This window comes from Streptomyces sp. NPDC059169 (genome assembly GCF_042755225.1).
In the GTDB taxonomy this organism is placed as follows: Bacteria; Actinomycetota; Actinomycetes; order Streptomycetales; family Streptomycetaceae; genus Streptomyces.
Genome location: NZ_JBHZCF010000007.1, coordinates 329538 through 348246 on the forward strand (window position 1 = coordinate 329538; position 18709 = coordinate 348246).

Below are 18709 nucleotides of genomic sequence, written 5' to 3' on the forward strand. Positions count from 1 at the left end.
TGTTCCTGGAGACCGCCATGACTTCGCCGCCCCCCTCGCTCCTTCCCCTCACCGGCGCCCAGACCGGTATCTGGTTCGACGAGAAGCTCGCGGGCGACCGGCTCGCCTACAACATGGCGGACTACCTGGACATCGCCGGCCCGCTCGACGAACGACTCCTCGTCCGGGCGCTGGAGGCGGTGTGCGAGGAGGCCGCGTGCACCAGGGCGCGCTTCGTCGAGGTGGACGGCGTACCGGTGCAGCGCATCGACCCGCTGGGCGAACTCCCGCTGCGCACGCTCGACCTGAGCGGACACCCGGAGCCCGTCGCCGAGGCGCTCCGACTGATGCACGACGACCTCAGCGAGCCGTTCGAACTGGTCGGCGGGCTGCTGTTCCGGGTGCTCCTGGTGCGCGTCGCCGCCGACCGTTCGCTCCTGTACCTGGCCATGCACCACCTGGTGTCCGACGGCTACAGCCGGCTCGCCGTCTACCGCAGGCTGAGCGAGGTCTACCAGGCGCTGCACACCGGCGCCGCGCCGGCCGGGAAGACGCTGCCGGGGCTGGAGGTGTTGCTCAGGGACGAAGCCGAGTACCTGGCGTCACCGGCCCTCGACAAGGACCGCAGGTTCTGGGAGGGCCACCTCTCCTCCGCCGGGCAACCGACGACCCTGTCGTCCCGGGCCCCGGTCCCCGCGACCGCCTTCCTGCGCCACAGCATCGTCCTCGACGAGATCGCCGCCAAGAGCCTGCGCGCCGCGGCCGTCGCGGCCGGCGTCACCTGGCCGACCTTCGCCATCGCCGCAGCCGGCGCCTACACCGGCAAGGCGACCGGTGCCGGCGACATCATGCTCACGCTTCCCGTGACCGCGCGCCTGAGCGCCACCGCGCGGTCGGTGCCCGGGATGGTCGCCAACTACCTGCCGCTCCCCGTCCGGTTCGGACCGCGAACGACCGTCTCCGAGCTCCTCAAGGACACGTCCCGCACGCTCGCGCGCACCCTGCGGCACCAGCGCTACCCCGCTGACCGGCTCCGCAGGTTCCTCGGCATGCGCGGTGACGACCGGCGACCGTTCGGGCCGTTCGTTAACGTGCTGCCGCAGAACCCGGTCATCGAACTCGGCCCGTGCCGTGCCCGGTTGAACAACCTGTCCACCGGGATCGTGGACGACCTGATGATCACCGTGCTGGACGGCGCAGAGTCGGGCGTGGAACTGCACGTGAACGGCAATCCCGAGCTCTACCGGGACGAGGAGGTCCTCGGGCACCTGCATCGGTTCGGGGAGTTCCTGGAGCGGCTCTCCACGGCCACTCCGGACGCGTCCGTCGCCTCCCTCGACCTCACGACCCGGTGCGAGCACGCGGAGATCCTCGCCTCGGGCACCGGCTCCCAGGGCCCGGTGTGGGGCGGCGTCGTGGAACGGGTCAGGGAGTTGGCGGCGGCGCAGCCCGGCGCGGTGGCCGTCGTCGACGACGGTGGTGAGGCGTCGTACTCCTCGCTGGTGGTGTGGGCCGACCGGCTGGCGGGGCAGCTGGCCGCAGCCGGTGTCGGCCCGGCATCGCTGGTCGCGGTGCTGGCCGGGCCCGGGGCCGGCTTCGTGGGCGCGGTGCTGGCGGTGCTGGGTGCCGGCGCCGCGTGGGTCCCGCTCGACGTCACGGCTCCCGTCGCACGCATCGCCGGTCTGGTGGGGGACGCGGGCGTCACGTGCGTGGTGGCCGCCCCGGAGCACGCCGACCTCGCGGCGCAGGTGGTGGATGCGTGCGGCGGGTCGGTGCCCGTGGTCGAGACGCGCGGCAGGCCGACGGGGGGCCCCGTTCCACTGGAGGGTCTGTCCGGTGCGGTGGGCGGTCCTGACGACCTGGCGTACGTGATCTTCACGTCCGGATCGACGGGCAAGCCGAAGGGCGCGATGGTCCACCGGCGCGGCATGGTCAACCATCTGCAAGCGAAGGTGGAGGACCTCGGGCTGACGTCCCGGGACCGCCTCGTGCACAACGCACCGGTGACCTTCGACATCTCCGTGTGGCAGATGCTGGCGGCCCTGGTGGTCGGCGGCAGCGTGCGGGTCGTCGGCAGGGAGACCGCCGCCGACCCCGACGCACTGTTCACCTTGACGGGCGACGAGGACGTGAGCGTGCTGGAGGTCGTGCCGTCGCTGCTGCGTGCGGCGCTCGACCACTGGGACGTCACCCGCGGCGGCCCTGACGTCGGCGGCCTGCGGTGGCTCGTCGTCACCGGGGAGGCGCTGCCTCCCGACCTGTGCGGGCGGTGGTGGCAGCGGTTCCCCTCCGTGCCGTTGATGAACGCCTACGGGCCCACCGAGTGCTCCGACGACGTCACGCACGCGGTGCTGCGTTCCGGTGAGGACGTCGGGGCACGGGCCGCGATCGGCCGGCCGGTCCGCAACACGCGCCTGTACGTGCTCGACGACCACCTCCGGCCGGTGCCGCGGGGCACCATCGGAGAGCTGTACGTCTCGGGCGTGGGCGTCGGCCGGGGATACCTGGACGACGCCGTCAAGACGGCGGCCACGTTCCTGCCCGACCCGTACCAGGACCCCGCGGAGGGCGGCGGCGCCCGCATGTACCGCACCGGAGACCACGTGGTCTGGCGGTCCGACGGCCAGTTGGAGTTCGTCGAACGCCGCGACCACCAGGTGAAGGTACGCGGGCACCGGATCGAACTGGCGGAGATCGAAACGGCGTTGCGGGCCCTTCCCGAGGTGACCGACGCGGCCGTCGCCGCCGGCGCGCATCCCGGCGGCGGGACCTTCCTCACCGCCTACACCGTTCCCGCGCCCGGCACGGATCCGGCCGTGATCCGTTCCCAACTGCAACAGGTCCTGCCGTCGTACATGATCCCTTCGCAGTGGGTCACCATGGACGTGCTGCCCCTCACCGCCCATGGCAAGATCGACCGGGCGGCCCTGCCGCAGCCCGGGCCCGCCACGGGCGCCGTGCGCCGCCGTCCGCCGCGTGACCGGGTGGAGGAGACCGTCTGCCGGGCCTTTGCCTCGGCCCTGGGACGCGATCCGGCGGACGTCGGCATCGATGACAACTTCTTCGCACTCGGCGGCGACTCGATCACGTCCATCCAAGCCGTGAGCCACGCCAGGACCCGGGGACTGACGATCAGTCCCCGGCAGGTCTTCCTCCACAAGACCCCGGCCGCCGTGGCGGCTCACGCGACCCCGGTCTCCCCGTCGCCCGACGGGGCGAACCCGCCGCTGCCCGACGACGGGACGGGCGACGTCACGCCGACCCCGATCATCGCCCAGCTGTGCGAGGACCTCGGTGCGATCGGCGGACCGGCACGGGAGTTCAGCCAGTACGTGTCCGTCCGGGTGCCCGAGGGACTGACCCGCGAGGGGCTGGCGGGGCTGCTGCAACTCCTCGTCGACCGGCACGACGTGCTGCGCATGGAGATCGCCGAGCCGGTCCCCGGCGTCTGGACGCCGAGGGTGCGCGAACGCGGTGCCGTGACCGCCGGTGAACTGATCACCGTCGTGGACGTCTCACACGCCGCTGCGGAGGATCTGTGCCACCTGGTCGAACGGGAAGCCGAAGCCGCGCGTGGACGTCTCGACCCGCAGCACGGCGTCGTGCTGCAGGCCGTGCTGTTCGACGGCGGCCCCGGACGGGACGCGCGCCTGCTGCTGCTGGCGCACCACACCGTCGTCGACGGCGTGTCGTGGCGGATCATGGTCGCCGATCTGGAAGCTGCCTGGTCCGCGACCCGGGCCGGGGCCCGCCCGCAGCTGGCCCCCGTCCCCACCTCCTACCGCCGCTGGGCGACCCTGCTCGCCGAGCACGCGCGCAGCGGTAGCCGGACGGCCGAACTGCCGTACTGGCTCACCCAGGTCGAGTCCGCCGCCGCACCCTTCGGTCGGCGTCCGCTCGACCCCGCCGTCGACACCTACGCCACGTCCGGTAGCCTCCGCCTCGAACTCCCGGCCGAGGCCACCACGGCCCTGCTGACCGACGTGCCCGCGGCCTACCACGGCGAGGTCAACGACGTCCTGCTCACCGCGCTGGCCGTCGCCGTCACCGAGTGGCGCCGGCGCATCGGCGCACCCGGCGGGTCCGAGCTCGTCGTCGAACTCGAGGGGCACGGCCGCGAGCACCTCGCAGCCGGGATCGACCTGTCCCGCACGGTCGGGTGGTTCACCAGCGTGTTCCCCGTCCGCCTCGACATCGGCGGCCTCGACATCGACAGCCTCGACGAGGCCGCCGCCGGTGCCACGGGGCACACACTCGGAACCGTGGTCAAGCGGGTCAAGGAGCAACTGCGAGCCCTGCCCGACCGGGGCGTCGGCTACGGCCTGCTGCGCCACCTCAACCCGCAGACGGCACGTCCGCTGGGTGCGGCACCCGTCCCCGCGATCGGCTTCAACTACCTCGGCCGGTTCCAGGTCGGCGACTCGGGCCCCTGGACGCTCGACGGCGACCGTACGGTGATCGGCACGGGTGTCCGTCCCGACATGCCGCTGCGCCACCCGCTGGCGGTCACCCCCGTCACCGAGGACCACGCGGACGGGCCCCGCCTGGTGGCCGACTGGGTGTGGGCCGAGGGCCTGCTCACCGAAGACGAGGTGCGGGACCTCGCCGAGACCTGGTTCCGCGCCCTGCGGGCCCTCGTCGACCACCTGGCCCTGCCGGGCGCGGGCGGGCGTACCGTCTCCGACTTGCCGCTGGTCACCGTCGGCCAGGAGGAGATCGACGAGATCGAACGGAGTGCGGCCGCCCTGGGCGCGCGCGAGGTCGCCGACGTCCTGCCGCTGACACCGCTGCAGAGCGGAATGCTGTTCCAGTCCGTCTTCGCCGCCCATGACGACGGAGGCACCGACCCGTACGCGCTGCAGGTCTCCGCCGATCTGGAGGGGACGGTGGACACGGGCGCGCTGGAGTCGGCCCTGCAGGCGCTCCTCGGCCGGCACCCCGCTCTCGCCGCGGCGTTCCGGCACCGGGAGACGGGCGACCCGCTGTCCGTGGTGTACACGGGGCTCCGGGTGCCGCTGCGCCGGGTCGACCTCTCCGGCCTCCTCCCGCAGGAGCAGCGGGCGGCCCTGGACGGCCTCGCGGAGCGGGAGCGCCTGCAGCCCTTCGACCTCGCCCGGCCGCCGCTGATGCGCTGGACGCTGGTACGACTGGGGCCGCGGAACCTACGGCTGGTGTGGACGCTCCACCACATCCTCGTGGACGGGTGGTCCATGCCGGTCCTCGTCCGCGAACTGCTCGCCGGCTACCGGGGCGAGGCGGAGGAGCTGCCGTACGCCCCACCGTTCCGCGACTACGTGGAGTGGCTGGCGGCACAGGACGACGAGGCCGCGCGCGCCGCCTGGCGGTCGGCACTCGGCGGCCTTGCCGAACCGACCTTCGCCTGCCCCGCCGACCCCGGCCGGGTGCCCGTTCCGCCGGAGTCGGCCGTCCTGCGCCTGACCGCGCAGGAGACCGCGGAGCTCGGCGCGTCCGCGTCACACCGGGGCCTGACGACCAACACCCTCTTCCAGGGCGCCTGGGCGGTGTTGCTCGGCAGGTGGCTGGGGCGGAACGACGTGCTGTTCGGCTCCGTCGTCTCCACCAGACCGGCCGCCCTCCACGGAGCCGCAAGCATCGTGGGGCCCTTCCTCAACACCCTGCCGGTGCGCGCCACGATGGCGCCCGACGAACCGGTCGGCTCGTTCCTGACCCGACTGCAGGACGAGCAGGCCGCGCTCCGGGACGTCAGCCACCTGGGCCTGGCCGGGATGCTGCGGGACAATCCGGACCTGGCCGGGCTCGGCGAGCCCTTCGACACCGCACTGGTCTTCGAGAACTTCCCGATGGATTCGGCCGCCACCGAACTGCCCGCCGACGCGGACTTCCGCATCCTCGGCGCCGCCGCCCGGGACGCCCGGCACTACCCACTCAGCCTGGTCGTCCTGCCGGGACAACAGCTCGAACTGCGCTTCGACTACGCCCCGGACCTGTTCACGCGGCAGGACATCGAAACCCTCGGCGCCGCCTTCCACCGGCTGCTGCGCGAGGTCACCGCCGGCCCCGACCGCCTGCTGTCCGAGCTGCACGCCCCGGGCGACGGGGCGCCGCACCCTGCCGCGCCGCACCCCGCCGCGCCGCGGGCCGGCACGGTGCCCGGCGCGCACACCCCTGCACCGGGTGTGCCCGCGGTCCCGGCCGGCCCCACGGTGGCCGGCCAACGACCTCGCCCGCCCCGCAACCCCGCCGAGGAGACCGTCTGCCGGGCCTTCGCCGCGGCATTGGGACGCGATCCGGCGGACATCGGCGCGGACGACAACTTCTTCGCCCTCGGCGGCGACTCCATCACCTCCATCCGGGTGGTCAGCCACGCCGTGAGCCACGGCCTGGCCATCACCCCCAGGCAGGTCCTCGTCCACAAGACGCCGGCTGCCATCGCCACCCAGGCGACGGTCGCCGACGAGGGAGCGGAACCGACCACCACGTCCGCCTCCGCGGTGGACGCACCGCTGCTGGCACTCAGCGAGGAAGAGATGGACGAACTCGAACGCGAGCTGGAGTCATGATGGGACAGCACCGAGACGCCGCCAGGAGCGAGTTCCTCCCGCTCACCCCCTTGCAGCAGGCGTTCCTCTACCACTCCGAGGTCGTGGCGGACGGGGTCGACGTCCACGTCCTCCAGGTGGTGGCCGATCTGTCCGGCCCCCTGGACGCTGCTCGGCTGCGCGGTGCGTTCCACGCGGTCCTCGACCGCCATCCCGCCCTGCGGGCCTGCTTCCGCAGGCGCAGTTCGGGAGAGCCCGTCCAGGTCGTGCCACCGGCGGCCGAGCTGCCGTGGCACGAGACGGAGCTCCTCGGCCTGTCCGAGACGGCAACGGCGGCCGAGCTGGAACGGCTGACCGAGGCGGACCGGCTGCGGCCGTTCGACCTGAGACGCGCCCCACTGCTGCGCTGCACCCTCGTCCGACACGGCGGCGACGACGTCCGCCTGCTGCTGTCGGTGCACCACATCGTGGTGGACGGCTGGTCCATGCCGCTGCTGCTGGACGAACTCTTCACCGCGTACGCGGACCCCGACGCCCCCGTCGACCCGTCGCCTGTACCGACCCACCGGGACTTCCTCGCTTGGCGCGCCCGACAGGACGGCGCGGCGGCCCGCCGCGCCTGGGGCGCCGCCCTCGCAGGCTTGGACGGGCCGACGTACGTCGCGCCGGCGGACCCGGCGAGGACCCCCGTGCTCCCGCGCACGGCCGTCGCGGCCCTCGACCCGGACGCCACGGGACGACTGGCCGACTGGGCGAGGGGCCGGCAGGTGACCCTCGCCACCGCGGTGCAGGGGTGCTGGGGGCTGCTCGTCGGCCAGCTGACCGGACGCACCGACGTCGCGTTCGGCGTCGTGGACTCGGGGCGGCCCGCGGAACTGATCGGCATCGAATCGACGGTGGGCATGTTCGCCAACACACTGCCCGTCCGGCTGCCGCTGGATCCCGACCGCACGCCGGCCGAAGTCCTCGCGTTCCTCCAGCGACAGCACGGCGAACTGATGCCGCACCGGCACCTCGGGCTCGCCGAGGTGGGGGAAACGGCAGGAACCGACGGCCTGTTCGACACGGCCGTCATGTTCCAGAACTACCCCATGCCGAGCGGGGACGGCTTCACCAAACTGACGGGACTGGAACTGCGGGCACTCGACGTCCGCAACGCCACCGAGTTCCCCCTGAGCCTGGTCGTCCTCCCCGGGGAGGTGCTGGATCTGCGCGTCCAGTACCGGCCCGATCTCTTCACCGACCTCGAAGCGGAGCGTCTGGCGGCCCGGCTCGCCCACCTCCTCGGCCGTCTCGCGACGGTGGCCGACACCCCACTCGGTCGGCTGGAGCTGCTCACCCCGGACCAACGGGACCTGGTCCTGCACGCGTACAACCGCACGGCGACGGATGTTCCCGCCGAACCGCTGCCCGACCTCCTGGCGCACCGCGCCGCCCGGGACCCGGACAGGACGGCCGTCGAGTGCGGTGACGCGTCCCTGACCGCCGCCGACCTCGAATCCCGGTCCAACGCCCTGGCCCGGCTGCTGATCGACCGGGGCGCCCGGACCGGGGGCCTGGTGGCCATCGCACTGCCACGCTCGGCCGAACTGGTGGTCGCCGCCCTCGCCGTGCTGAAGACGGGGTCCGCCTACCTCGCCGTCGACCCCGCCCACCCCGCGGAACGGGTGCGCCGCATGCTCGACGACGCCCAGCCGGCCGTCCTGCTGGGCACGTCCGGGTCCACCGACGGACTCGGATGGGACGGCGTCTCGCTGCTGCTGGACGACCCCGGACTCGCCGGGCTCCTCCGGAGGCAGGCGGACGGCCGGCTGACGGATGCCGAGCGCGGTGGCCCGCTCTCCGCCTCGCTCCCCGCGTACGTCATCTACACCTCCGGATCCACCGGGAGGCCGAAGGGCGTGGTCGTGCCGCACGGCGCGCTCGTCAACCTCGTCGCCGACATGCGCGACCGGCTCGCCGTCACGGAGCAGGACCGCTTCCTTGCCGTGACCACCTTCGGGTTCGACATCGCGATGCTCGAACTGTTCGTCCCCCTGCTGGGCGGCGCACGGCTGGTCCTGGCCGACAGGGCCACCGTTCAGGACCCCGACGCCCTGGCCGCGGCCGTGACCGCCCGGCGGGCGACGCTCATGCAGGCCACGCCGAGCCACTGGCAGGCGCTGCTCTCCGCTGCTCCCGCCTGCCTGGAGGGGCTGCGGGTGGTCACGGGCGGGGAGGCACTCGGCCGGCAGCTCGCGCAGACGCTCACCGAGCGGGCCGCGCAGGTGTTCAACGTCTACGGGCCCACGGAGACCACGATCTGGTCCACGGCGACCGTGGTGGACGCCGATCGGGCCGGGGCGCCGCCCATCGGACGGCCGATCGCCAACACCCGCGTGTACGTGCTGGACCAGGCCCTGCGCCCGGTGCCTCCCGCCGTGGCCGGCGAGCTCTACATCGCGGGGCACGGGCTCGCTGCCGGCTACCTCAACCGCGCGCCGCTCACGGCGGAGCGCTTCGTCGCCGACCCCTTCGGCGCTCCCGGAACCAGGATGTACCGCACCGGGGACCTCGTCCGGTGGGGCGCGGACGGACAGTTGGAGTACCTCGGCCGTACCGACCACCAGGTGAAGATCCGCGGCCACCGGATCGAACTCGGCGAGGTGGAGGCGGAGCTCACCAGGCAACCGGACGTCGCCCGTGCCGTCGTCGTGGCCCACGACTTCGGCGGCGGGGACACCCGGCTGGTGGCCCACCTGGTGCCCGACGGCGAGCCGGCCGAACCAGCAGTCCTCCGAGCGCGGTTGAAGCGTGCCCTCCCCGAGTACATGCTCCCCTCGGCCTTCGTGTGGACGGACGACTTCCCCCTGTCGCCGAGCGGGAAGGTCGACCGCAGGCAACTGCCGCTCCCGGAGCTCGACCCGAGCGCGGGCAAGGGGACGGACGACCCGGCCGAAGAGATCGTCTGCGGTCTGTTCGCGGAAGTGCTGGGCAGGTCCCGGGTGAACGCCGACGACGGCTTCTTCGAACTCGGCGGGCACTCCCTGTCGGCGACCCGGCTGGTCAGCCGGGTGCGTGGCGCCCTCGGGGTGGAGCTGTCCGTGCGTACGCTCTTCGAGCACCCCACGCCGGCCGCCCTGGCCGCCGCCCTGGGTGCCGCGGCCCCGGCCAGGCCGCCGCTGCGCGCCGCGGACCGCGGGGACCTGGTTCCCCTCTCGCCCGCGCAGGCCCGGTTGTGGTTCCTGAACCGGCTGGACCCGGAAGCGGGCGGGTACCACCTCTCCCTGGCGTCCCGCCTGTCGGGCCGGCTCGACGTCGACGCCCTGCGCGCGGCCCTGGAAGACCTGGTGGTGCGGCACGAGGTGCTGCGTACCGTGTTCCCCCTGGTCGGCGAGGAGCCCGTGCAGAGGGTGCTGTCCGGGCCGGACGCGTGCCCCCCGCTCGACGTGACCCGTGTCCGCGGGGACGCCGAGGAGCTGGACCGGTCCCTCGCCGCGGAAGCGGAGCGCCCGTTCGACCTGACCGCGGAAATCCCCCTCAGGGCACGGCTGTTCCAGCGAGGGGCGGACGACCACGTGCTGCTGGTGGTGGTCCACCACATCGCCTGCGACGGCTGGTCGATCGAGAGGCTCCTGGACGACCTCGGCCACGCCTACCGGGCCCGCACCGGGGGCGCCGCGCCCGACCGGGAGCCGCCGCCCGTGAGCTACGCCGACTACACCCTCTGGCAACGGGACCTCCTCGGAGAGGAGGACGACCCCGACAGCCCGCAGAACCGGCACCTCGCCTTCTGGACGGAGGCGTTGCGGGGCATGCCGGAGGAACTGGAGCTGCCCAGCGACCTCCCGAGGCCGCCGGTGGCGACCCACGGCGGTGACGTGGTGCCCTTCACCGTCCCGGCGGAGCTCCACGGCGCACTGGTGGCCCTGGCCCGTTCGGCGGGGGTGACCCCGTTCATGGTCGTGCAGGCCGCGCTCGCCCTCACCCTCACCAAGCTGGGCGCCGGCACGGACGTACCCCTCGGCGTGCCGATCGCGGGACGGACCGACGAAGCCCTGCACGACCTCGTCGGATGCTTCGTCAACACCCTGGTACTGCGGACCGACACCGGCGGCAACCCCACGTTCGGGCAACTGCTGCACCGGGTACGCGACTTCGACCTGGAGGCATTCCGGCACCAGGACCTGCCTTTCGAACGTCTGGTCGCGGAGCTGAACCCGGTCCGGTCCTTGTCCCGGCAGCCGCTCTTCCAGGTGCTGCTCGTCTTCCAGAACACGGACCGGCCCGAGCTCGACCTCCCGGGACTGACCGTCGAGCCCTGTGGAGTCGGACCGGTCTCCGCCACGTTCGACCTCGTCGTGGAGCTGTCCGAAGCCGCTCCGGAGGACGGACGTCCCGGAGCGGCGGGCTGCCTCACCGGCCGGCTCGAGTTCGCCACCGACCTGTACTCGCGCACGGCGGCGGAGCAGTTGGTGGCGCGCTTCCTGCGGCTGCTCGGTGCCGCCGTGGCCGAACCCGCCGCGCCGATCGACCGGTTGGACGTCCTCGCCGCCGAGGAGCGCGACGAGCTCCTCGGGCGCCTGAGCCGCAGCGAACTCCGCGCCGGGGCGGTGGCCGACACCCTCCCCGGGCTGTTCGAGACGTGGGCTGCCCGGCACGGCGAGCAGCCCGCGATCGTCTCGGCCGGAGCGGAACTCTCCTACGCCGAGCTCGACGTGCGGGCGAACCGGCTCGCCAGGGAGATGGTGGCCCGCGGCGCCGGACCGGGACGGCTGGTCGCCCTGGCGCTGCCCCGGTCCGCGGACCTCGTCGTCGCGGTGTTCGCCGTCCTCAAGTCCGGTGCGGCCTACCTCCCGGTCGACCCCGCGTACCCCGCGGCACGGATCTCCCACATGCTCGAGGACGCCGAACCCCCGCTGCTCGTCACCACCTCCGGGGTCATGGCGGCCGGCTCCCTCCCGGACTCCGCGGCGAAGTCCCACGTGCTGGTCGTCGACAGCGACGCGACCCGGGCGTCGTTGCGGCAGCGGTCGGGAGCCCCCCTCGACGACGCCGCCCGCACCCGGCCGTTGACGTCCGGGGACCCGGCCTATGTGATCTACACCTCCGGTTCGACCGGCAGGCCCAAGGGAGTGCTGACCTCCCACGCGACGGCGGTGGCGCTCGCGGCCGACCAGCGCGAGCGGTTCGGGGTGGGCCCCGGCACCCGGACGCTCCAGTTCGCCACCTACAGCTTCGACGCGGCCGTGTGGGAGCTGAGCGTCTCCCTGCTGAGCGGCGGAACGCTCGTGCAGGTCGACGACGACGCCCGTGCGGGGCAGCCGCTCGCCGACTTCCTGGCCGAGCACCGGGTCAACCTGGCGGTCCTGCCGCCCGTGGTGGTGGCCGCGTTCGCCGAGGACGTCCGGCTCCCCGACGACCTCGTGCTCATGGTCGCCGGCGAGGCCTGCCCGCCCGAGGTGGTCCGGCGCTGGTCGGCATCGCACCGGATGCTCAACGGCTACGGCCCGACGGAAACCACCGTGATGACCACGCTGAGCGACCCGCTCACCGGCGGACGGCCGCCCATCGGCCGCCCGGTCGCCGGGCACCGGACGTACGTGCTGGACGCGGCTCTCCAACCGGTTCCCGTCGGGGTGACGGGGGAGTTGTACGTCGGGGGGACCGGACTGGCCCTCGGGTACCTCAACCGGCCGGGCCTCACGGCCGAGCGCTTCGTCGGTGACCCGTTCGGCGCGCCGGGCTCCCGGATGTACCGCACGGGAGACCTCGTGCGGTGGCTGCCGGACGGCAACCTCACCTACGTCGGCAGGTCCGACCAGCAGGTCAAGATCCGCGGGTTCCGCATCGAACCGGAGGAGATCGAGGCCGCGTTGCTGGGGTGTCCCGAGATCACCCAGGCCGTGGTGGTCGTGCGGGAGGACCGGCCCGGCGTCCGCAGCCTGGTCGGCTACGTGGTGGCGGCACCGGGCAGCACGGTGGACCCGCGCGCGGTGCGGAGCGGGCTCGCCGAACGGCTGCCCGACTACATGGTGCCGTCGGGCCTGGTCGTCCTGCCCACCCTGCCGACGACCCCGAACGGGAAGCTCGACAAGGCCGCCCTGCCCCTGCCGGAGCGGCCCACGGACTCGGGCCGCCCGCCCGCGACCGGGACCGAGCGCACGCTCGCTCCGGTCTTCGCCGCAATCCTCGGCCTGGACCGCGTGGGCGTCGACGCGGACTTCTTCGAGCAGGGCGGCAACAGCATCGGCAGCGTCCAACTGGTCTCCAGAGCCACCGGGCTCGGCCTGGACCTGACACTGGCCGATGTCTTCAGGCACCGGACGGTGGCCGGGCTGAGCGCCGTGGCCGACGCTCGCCGCGTATCCGGTCGGATCGCCACTCCAGCCGGTACCGAAGGACGGGACGCGCTCGACCCGTTCGCCCCGCTCCTGCCCGTCCGGACGACCGGATCGCTGCCCCCTCTCTTCTGCATCCACGGCGGCCTGGGCCTGAGCCTGCCCTACGTCGGACTCGCCGCCCACATCGACGAACAGCGGCCGATCTACGGCCTGCAGGCTCCCCAGGCCAGCGGCCTGGACGCCTCGCCCAGCATCGAGGCCCAGAGCGAGCAGTACCTGCGGCGCATCCGTGCGCTGCAGCCCGAAGGCCCGTACCACCTGCTCGGCTGGTCGTTCGGCGGTCTGGTCGCCCACGAGGTGGCCGTCCGGCTCCAGGAGGAGGGCCAGGACGTCGCCTACCTGGCGAACCTGGACGCGTTCCCGTACGACCCCGCGCTCGACGGGCCGAAGCCCGGCTCGCGCGAACTGCTGGTCCAGTTCCTGGAGTACCTGGGCTACGAGGTTCCGTCCGCGCTGCCCGTGGGCGACGACGGAGAGGTGGACGCGGACGTGACGGCCGGACTGCTCCGGAGCCTGGAGGGGCCGCTGGCATCGCTGTCGGCGGTCGAGGTCGGTCGGCTGATCGCCGTCATGCGGCACCACGTCGAGCTGGCGGAGTGCTTCGTGCCCCGCCGGTTCGACGGGGGGATGACGCTGTTCATCGCCACCGCCGACCGCTCCGACGGACAGACGAGGTCCGCCCCCGACCGGTGGGCGCCCCACGTCCGGGGTCCCTTGCGCGTCCACGCGGTCGCCGCGGCCCACGAGTACCTGATGCATCCCGAGCCGCAGGCGCTGATCGGACGGCTCGTCGACGCCGAACTGCACACGAAACCCCGGCGCGTCCAGGGGGAGGGGAAGCGATGAGCAACATCGATACGGCGCTGGCACCGTCCACCGTCCGGTTTCCGGGGGGCGGCGCCGCCAGGGAGACGACCGCCCTGCTCGGCAGACGGCTGCGCCACCTGGGCAGGGCTCCGGGGCGACTGGTGGGCGTGGTGCTCAATCCACTGGTCATGCTGCTTGCGGTCGGCTACCTCTTCAAGAACGCGATCGTCGCCCCGCAGGGCGGCAGCTACCAGGAGTACCTGATGGCCGGGATCGCGGTCCAGGTCGGTCTGGCCGGCATCGGACCGACCGCGATCAGCGTCGCCCTCGACCTGAGGGCCGGGCTGATGGACCGCTTCCGGTCCCTGCCGGTGAAGCGGGCGTCGATCCTGGTGGCCCACGCGTTCGGCGACCTCCTGGTGGGCCTCGGCGTCCTCGTCGTGGTGCTGCTCGTGGGTCTCGGACTGGGCTGGCGGGTGCACGGCGACGTACTGTCCGTCGCCGCGGGGTTCGGCGTGATCGCCGCCTTCATCCTCGCAATGGTGTGGGTCGGGATCCTGCTCGGGATGACGGTACGCAACGTCGAGTCCATCGACTCCATCGGAGCCCTGGTCCTGGTGCTCTGCACGTTCCTGTCGAACGCCGTCTTCTCGGCGTCGGCGATGCCAGCGTGGTTGCGGCCCGTCGCCCAGTGGAATCCGGTGTCCGCCGTGGCCGACACGTGCCGGCGCCTGTGGGGCAATCCGGTGGCCGACGCCCAGGGGTTCCCCGCGGAACACCCGCTGCTGGTGGTCTCCCTGTGGCTCGCCGTGCTCCTGACCGGAACGGTCTGGATGAGCCTGCGCCGCTTCCGCTCCTCAGCAGGCTGAGGACGGCCCGGAGCATGCCCTCTGCAGCGGAACGTCACGCGGCGGACCGCGAGTTGGTCGGTCGCGCGGCTGGGGGTCAGATCCACGTCCATTGCGCCGCGCGCAGGCCGGGACCGCCTCGAAGCGGCTGCCGCGCCGCACGGCAGTGAGGGCGCGGTGCGGAGGAGCGCCCGGAACCGACCCCGGTGCTCGTTCGCCGTACGCCGCCACCGGCGGTGGCGCTACGCCTTGTGGCCGGCCCGCAGGCCGGTGTACGCCGCTCCTGCCCACAGCACGGCCGCACACCCGATGCCCGGCACGGACCGCCGCACGTCGCCCTCGTCGGCGGCACGACCGTGCGGTCGGGCCGGCGCCGCCGTCATTCCGGGGAGCCGCCGACGAAGCTCGCCGGCGCGGGGGCGTCCTGACGAGGACGAGGCGCGCGCCTTCGGCCGAACCAGTCGTGGAGCCCGGCACCAGCCTGCAGCCCCAGCGCGAGGAAGATCAGCGGTGGGACGGCAGAGTTCGCGAAGAAGCCGGCGTCCTCGGACGGTGCCCCCGACAGCCGAACCACCGGGTGGAGCGTGGCTGCTACGTACAGGACCAGCAGCGATAGCCCCTGGACCCGGATCCGGGGCGCCGACCAGTGACGACGCGTTCGCTGGGGAGCCCAACCGCAGAGCGTGGCGATGCCGAAGGGCAGCGCGGTCACGGTGAACAGTGCTATCCAGCACCAGAAGAAGGTGGTCACAGCGGCTCCTGTCGTCCGACCGGGACCCTAGGGGCACGACAGCCCCCTGTCGATGCCGGCTTCCGGCAGCCATCCAGCCATCAGGCAGCCTGCCCGCTGCCTGGACGGCGTGCGGCCGATGACCGAGGATGCGTGGCGGGCCGGGGCACTGGAAGCAGGTGTCCTTCCCGGAAGGACTGCCGTGGTCCGGGCAGCAGCGCGTCGAGTGTGCTGTGGGCGCGTGTGCGCGCCGCCCCGACGCGAGCGGCCCCGCGGAGTCGGTGGAGGAGCGGAGACGATGAGGGCGGCGAGGCCACTGTTGGTCTCCACGGAGGTTGCACGCACGGGACCCCGGCATGGCTGACAACCGGTTGCGCCCCGGGGCGCCGGGGTCGCCTTCGGCCGGATGCCGGCGTGTCGTCTGGCACCGGGCGTGGGGGCTGTGCTCCGCGCTGGTCGGCTTGGTGCTGGTGGTGCTCGCCGGAGCGGGCCTGGCCACCGTGCCCGATCTGATGGACGAGGAGCGGGCGTTCGAAGCTGCGGTGCCGTGCGGCAGCTCGGCCGTTGCCGGAGCCGACTGCCTGCGTCCGGTCGGGGCGACCGTCATGCGCACGGTGATCCAGGACGTGCCCAAGCACGAGGAGTTCACGCTGAGGCTGGGCGGCCCGCCGGACGTCCCTCACGAGATCGACATGGGTGCTTCCGGTCCGCTGCTCACACGACTGCAGCAGGGTGACCGGGTGACGGTCACCATGTGGCGGGACTATGCGACCGCGGTCAGCAGGGACGGCGTGACGCAGGAGTCCGCCGACACACCCGTCGGCGAGCCGGTGTTCGTCACCGCCTTGATGCTGGCTCTGCTCCCCTGCGGGGCGTACGCCCTGTACGCCGGAGGCGTCGCCCTGCGGCGGGCCCGCCGCCATGCGGAGCGGGGGCTCCCCGCCTTCTTGCTGACGCGCGGCAAGCAGGCGTGCGGAGCGGCGCTCTGCGCCCTCCCGGCCCTGCTCGTCGGCGACGTCGCGGGCCCTTGGGTCGCCGTGGCGGGGTGGTTGGCGATGCTTCCGCTGGTCCTCCTGGCCGTACGGCGGCTGGAACGCAGCAGAGGCCGCCACGCCGCACCCCCGCCCACCCGGTGAGGAGACGGTACGGCGGAAGAGGCCCCGTGGGGCGTACGCGAGCCTCCAACCGTCAGGAGCGTGCGGCAGCCTGCTGCGCTGTCCAGCGCCTGGTGTGCGCGAGAAGGGCATTCAGGGGGCGGTCCACGGCGGGCGTGTGACCACCACGCTTCCCGGCGGGCAGGGCGAGCGGGCTCCCGACCTTCCCGACCGCGTCGTCGCCGCCGTCGCCCCCACTCGGGCGCCCGAGTGGGGGCGAGAGACGCTCATGGCAGTGGCGCCACCGGTCGCCTCCCCAGGCCGCGAGCGAGCACACAGGGACGAACAGGTGGGGGAGGGCGCCTTCCTGCCTATCCGCTCGGCGCCGACAGTCCGGAATATGCGTCCGGCCCGGCGTCGATGGGGACGCCGGCCGAGTCGACGAAGCGTGTCAGCATGTGGAACCAGGCCATGGTCATGATGGCTTGCGCGGCCTTGTCCTGGCTGCCGTAGTGCGACACGAGTTCCTGCACCTGCTCTGCGTCCAGTTTCGCTTTCGCGGCCATGTCGTCCACCATCCGGCAGAGCCGTTGCAGCCACGGCGCCAGCCGGTCCAGGTCGTCGTCCATGACGGCCTGGCTGGTTTCCCGGGGGAGCCCGACAGCCTCGGCCAGGACGAAGTGCTGCGGGACCTCGTAGTCCGAAGCGTTCTGACGGAACGTCCGCAGGGCGATGACCTCGCGGTCTGCACCGGGAATCCAGTCGGCCCCGAACATCACGGAGAGCAAGGCCTGGTACTCCCGGGCCATGCCGGTCCTGGCGATCATCCGCCACACGTTCAGCCGCGGCAACGACGCGAGGAAGGCCGCTGTCTCCGCATTGAGCTCCGTATCCGAGGGGAGATCGAGCTTGGGCAGGTTCTCGGGGCGTAGCGAAGGCATCGATGTCCCTTCTCTCGGCTGACCGCTACTCCAGGACGCTGGTGCGTGCCCCCGGAATGCCGGAGGACCGCTCCGGTGCCCCCGGCGCCGGTGGGGACCGCGTCGGCGGACGAGCGGCCATCCTGGTGCCGCGGCGGTGGGCGGGCGGCGGTCACGGGCTTTACGCGGGAAGCCCTGACCACGAGCGTAGGCATGGCGCCGGTAATTCGGCCAGCCGGCACAACCCGACGAGCCGGCCCGTCCCTGCACCGCTGAGCACGTCCCGTTAATTGAACGCGCACCCACGGGACCTCCCCGCAGAATGCCGAGACGACACCCTCGGATTCGCGGTGGAAAATCCGTAGTTCCCGCGAACTCGCGGAGGCGTCCGCCGATCGGACCGCTGACTCGGCCGTTGTGACGATCGCTCAGCGCGCCTCCCCTGACTACCACAAATTGGTTTTAATCATGCTCGGAGGAGGGCCCTGGTTCGGCCGTGGCCCGCCGTAGTCGCAATCATCCGAACGCGCCAAGAAAGAGGGGCTCATGAGTCCTGAAAACAGGACCCGTACAGGATTTGGTCCGCTCCCGGCACGGTCCAAGAAGTTCGCCAGTGGTGCCGTGGCGTCGCTGGCCCTGGTGATGCTGGGGCTCGCCAACCCCACGCTGGCGTCCGCGTCCGCACCCGCGTCGGAAACGGCGAAGGACCGCTGTGACCGCTACTACTACTTCTCCGACAACGGTGCGAGCTTCGTAGCGGAGAACGGCGGCGGCGACTGCCGCGGCAGGACTGGCCCCGCTGGTCCGCCCGGACGCCCGGGCGCCACCGGCCCCATGGGTCCGCCCAACACCAACGACGTCGACAGCACGGACTACTTCGAGTTGGACGATGTCGGTGGGATCAGCCTGCGCGAAGAGCTCAGCGCTGTGCTCCTCAACGACGGTTCGATCTACGTCGGTCAGCGCGACCTCGCCCTGGGCGGCGGGGTGGGAGGCCCGTACACCTGGGACCTCATCAGTGACAACGATGGGTTCCCCGAAAGCTGCGACCCGGTCTCGTTGGCCGTTTTGGCAGCCGGAGGAAACGCCTACGTCAAGGTGCTCTGCGCTGACGGCGAGGTCTGGGAGACCGTGGGCGAGCGGGATGTCGTCCTGGGCGAGTTCGTGTTCGACGACGCATGGCTCGAGGTTGCCGAACCGGCCCCCCTCGCCACGAAGAAGTTCAAGGCAGAGAAGGCCCTGACCGGGGCACCGACGAACTCGGTCCACTAGGGAAACGATTTCACCCTCGCCAGATCTGCGCGTGCCGTGCCCGGCCCAGTCCGGGCACGGCACGCGCAGATCTGGGATGATCACAACCCCTCGCTAGCACTGAGGGGGTATATTCCCACCCGGCAACAGTGAGGCCCCCTCTGGGGCAAAAGCTC

7 protein-coding genes are annotated in these 18709 nt (G+C 72.6%); 5 read left to right on the top strand and 2 right to left on the bottom strand.

The genetic code is table 11. The features are described 5' to 3' along the window. The first annotated feature begins 17 nt into the window (after nucleotides 1-17). Genes ACFXOM_RS16225 through ACFXOM_RS16235 form a run of 3 tightly spaced genes read left to right on the top strand, consistent with a single transcriptional unit; the run spans nucleotide 18 to nucleotide 14559 of the window. Nucleotides 18-6521 (top strand): amino acid adenylation domain-containing protein, encoded by a 6504-nt coding sequence (locus tag ACFXOM_RS16225; RefSeq protein WP_385038228.1) that lies wholly within the window; start codon nucleotides 18-20, stop codon nucleotides 6519-6521. Continuing rightward, entirely contained in the window at nucleotides 6521-13729 is a 7209-nt protein-coding gene (locus ACFXOM_RS16230) for an amino acid adenylation domain-containing protein (protein ID WP_385038231.1), read from the top strand. The genes ACFXOM_RS16225 and ACFXOM_RS16230 overlap by 1 nt, the downstream gene beginning before the upstream one ends. Further along, complete coding sequence (locus tag ACFXOM_RS16235; RefSeq protein ID WP_384929114.1) at nucleotides 13726-14559, top strand: ABC transporter permease; 834 nt, start codon at nucleotides 13726-13728, stop codon at nucleotides 14557-14559. The genes ACFXOM_RS16230 and ACFXOM_RS16235 overlap by 4 nt, the downstream gene beginning before the upstream one ends. Nucleotides 14560-14917: 358 nt before the next feature. On the opposite strand, the gene ACFXOM_RS16240 is transcribed toward ACFXOM_RS16235, so the two are convergent. Then, nucleotides 14918-15289, bottom strand: coding sequence for a hypothetical protein (locus tag ACFXOM_RS16240; protein WP_384929107.1), 372 nt, complete (start codon nucleotides 15287-15289; stop codon nucleotides 14918-14920). A 335-nt stretch (nucleotides 15290-15624) separates the two neighbouring features. On the opposite strand from ACFXOM_RS16240, the gene ACFXOM_RS16245 reads away from it, so the two are divergent. Beyond that, the gene (locus tag ACFXOM_RS16245; RefSeq protein WP_385038234.1) at nucleotides 15625-16404 is read left to right on the top strand and encodes a hypothetical protein; all 780 of its coding nucleotides are present in this window, start codon (nucleotides 15625-15627) and stop codon (nucleotides 16402-16404) included. Between the two features lie 329 nt (nucleotides 16405-16733). Here the strand turns inward: ACFXOM_RS16245 and ACFXOM_RS16250 are convergent, their stop codons facing one another. Further along, complete coding sequence (locus tag ACFXOM_RS16250) at nucleotides 16734-17303, bottom strand: hypothetical protein (RefSeq protein ID WP_384944107.1); 570 nt, start codon at nucleotides 17301-17303, stop codon at nucleotides 16734-16736. 525 nt (nucleotides 17304-17828) lie between these two features. Here ACFXOM_RS16250 and ACFXOM_RS16255 point away from each other — a divergent pair. After that, nucleotides 17829-18554 carry a hypothetical protein gene (locus ACFXOM_RS16255; protein WP_384944109.1) on the top strand — a complete coding sequence of 242 codons (726 nt, stop codon included), beginning with the start codon at nucleotides 17829-17831 and terminating at the stop codon, nucleotides 18552-18554. The last annotated feature ends 155 nt before the right edge of the window (nucleotides 18555-18709 follow it).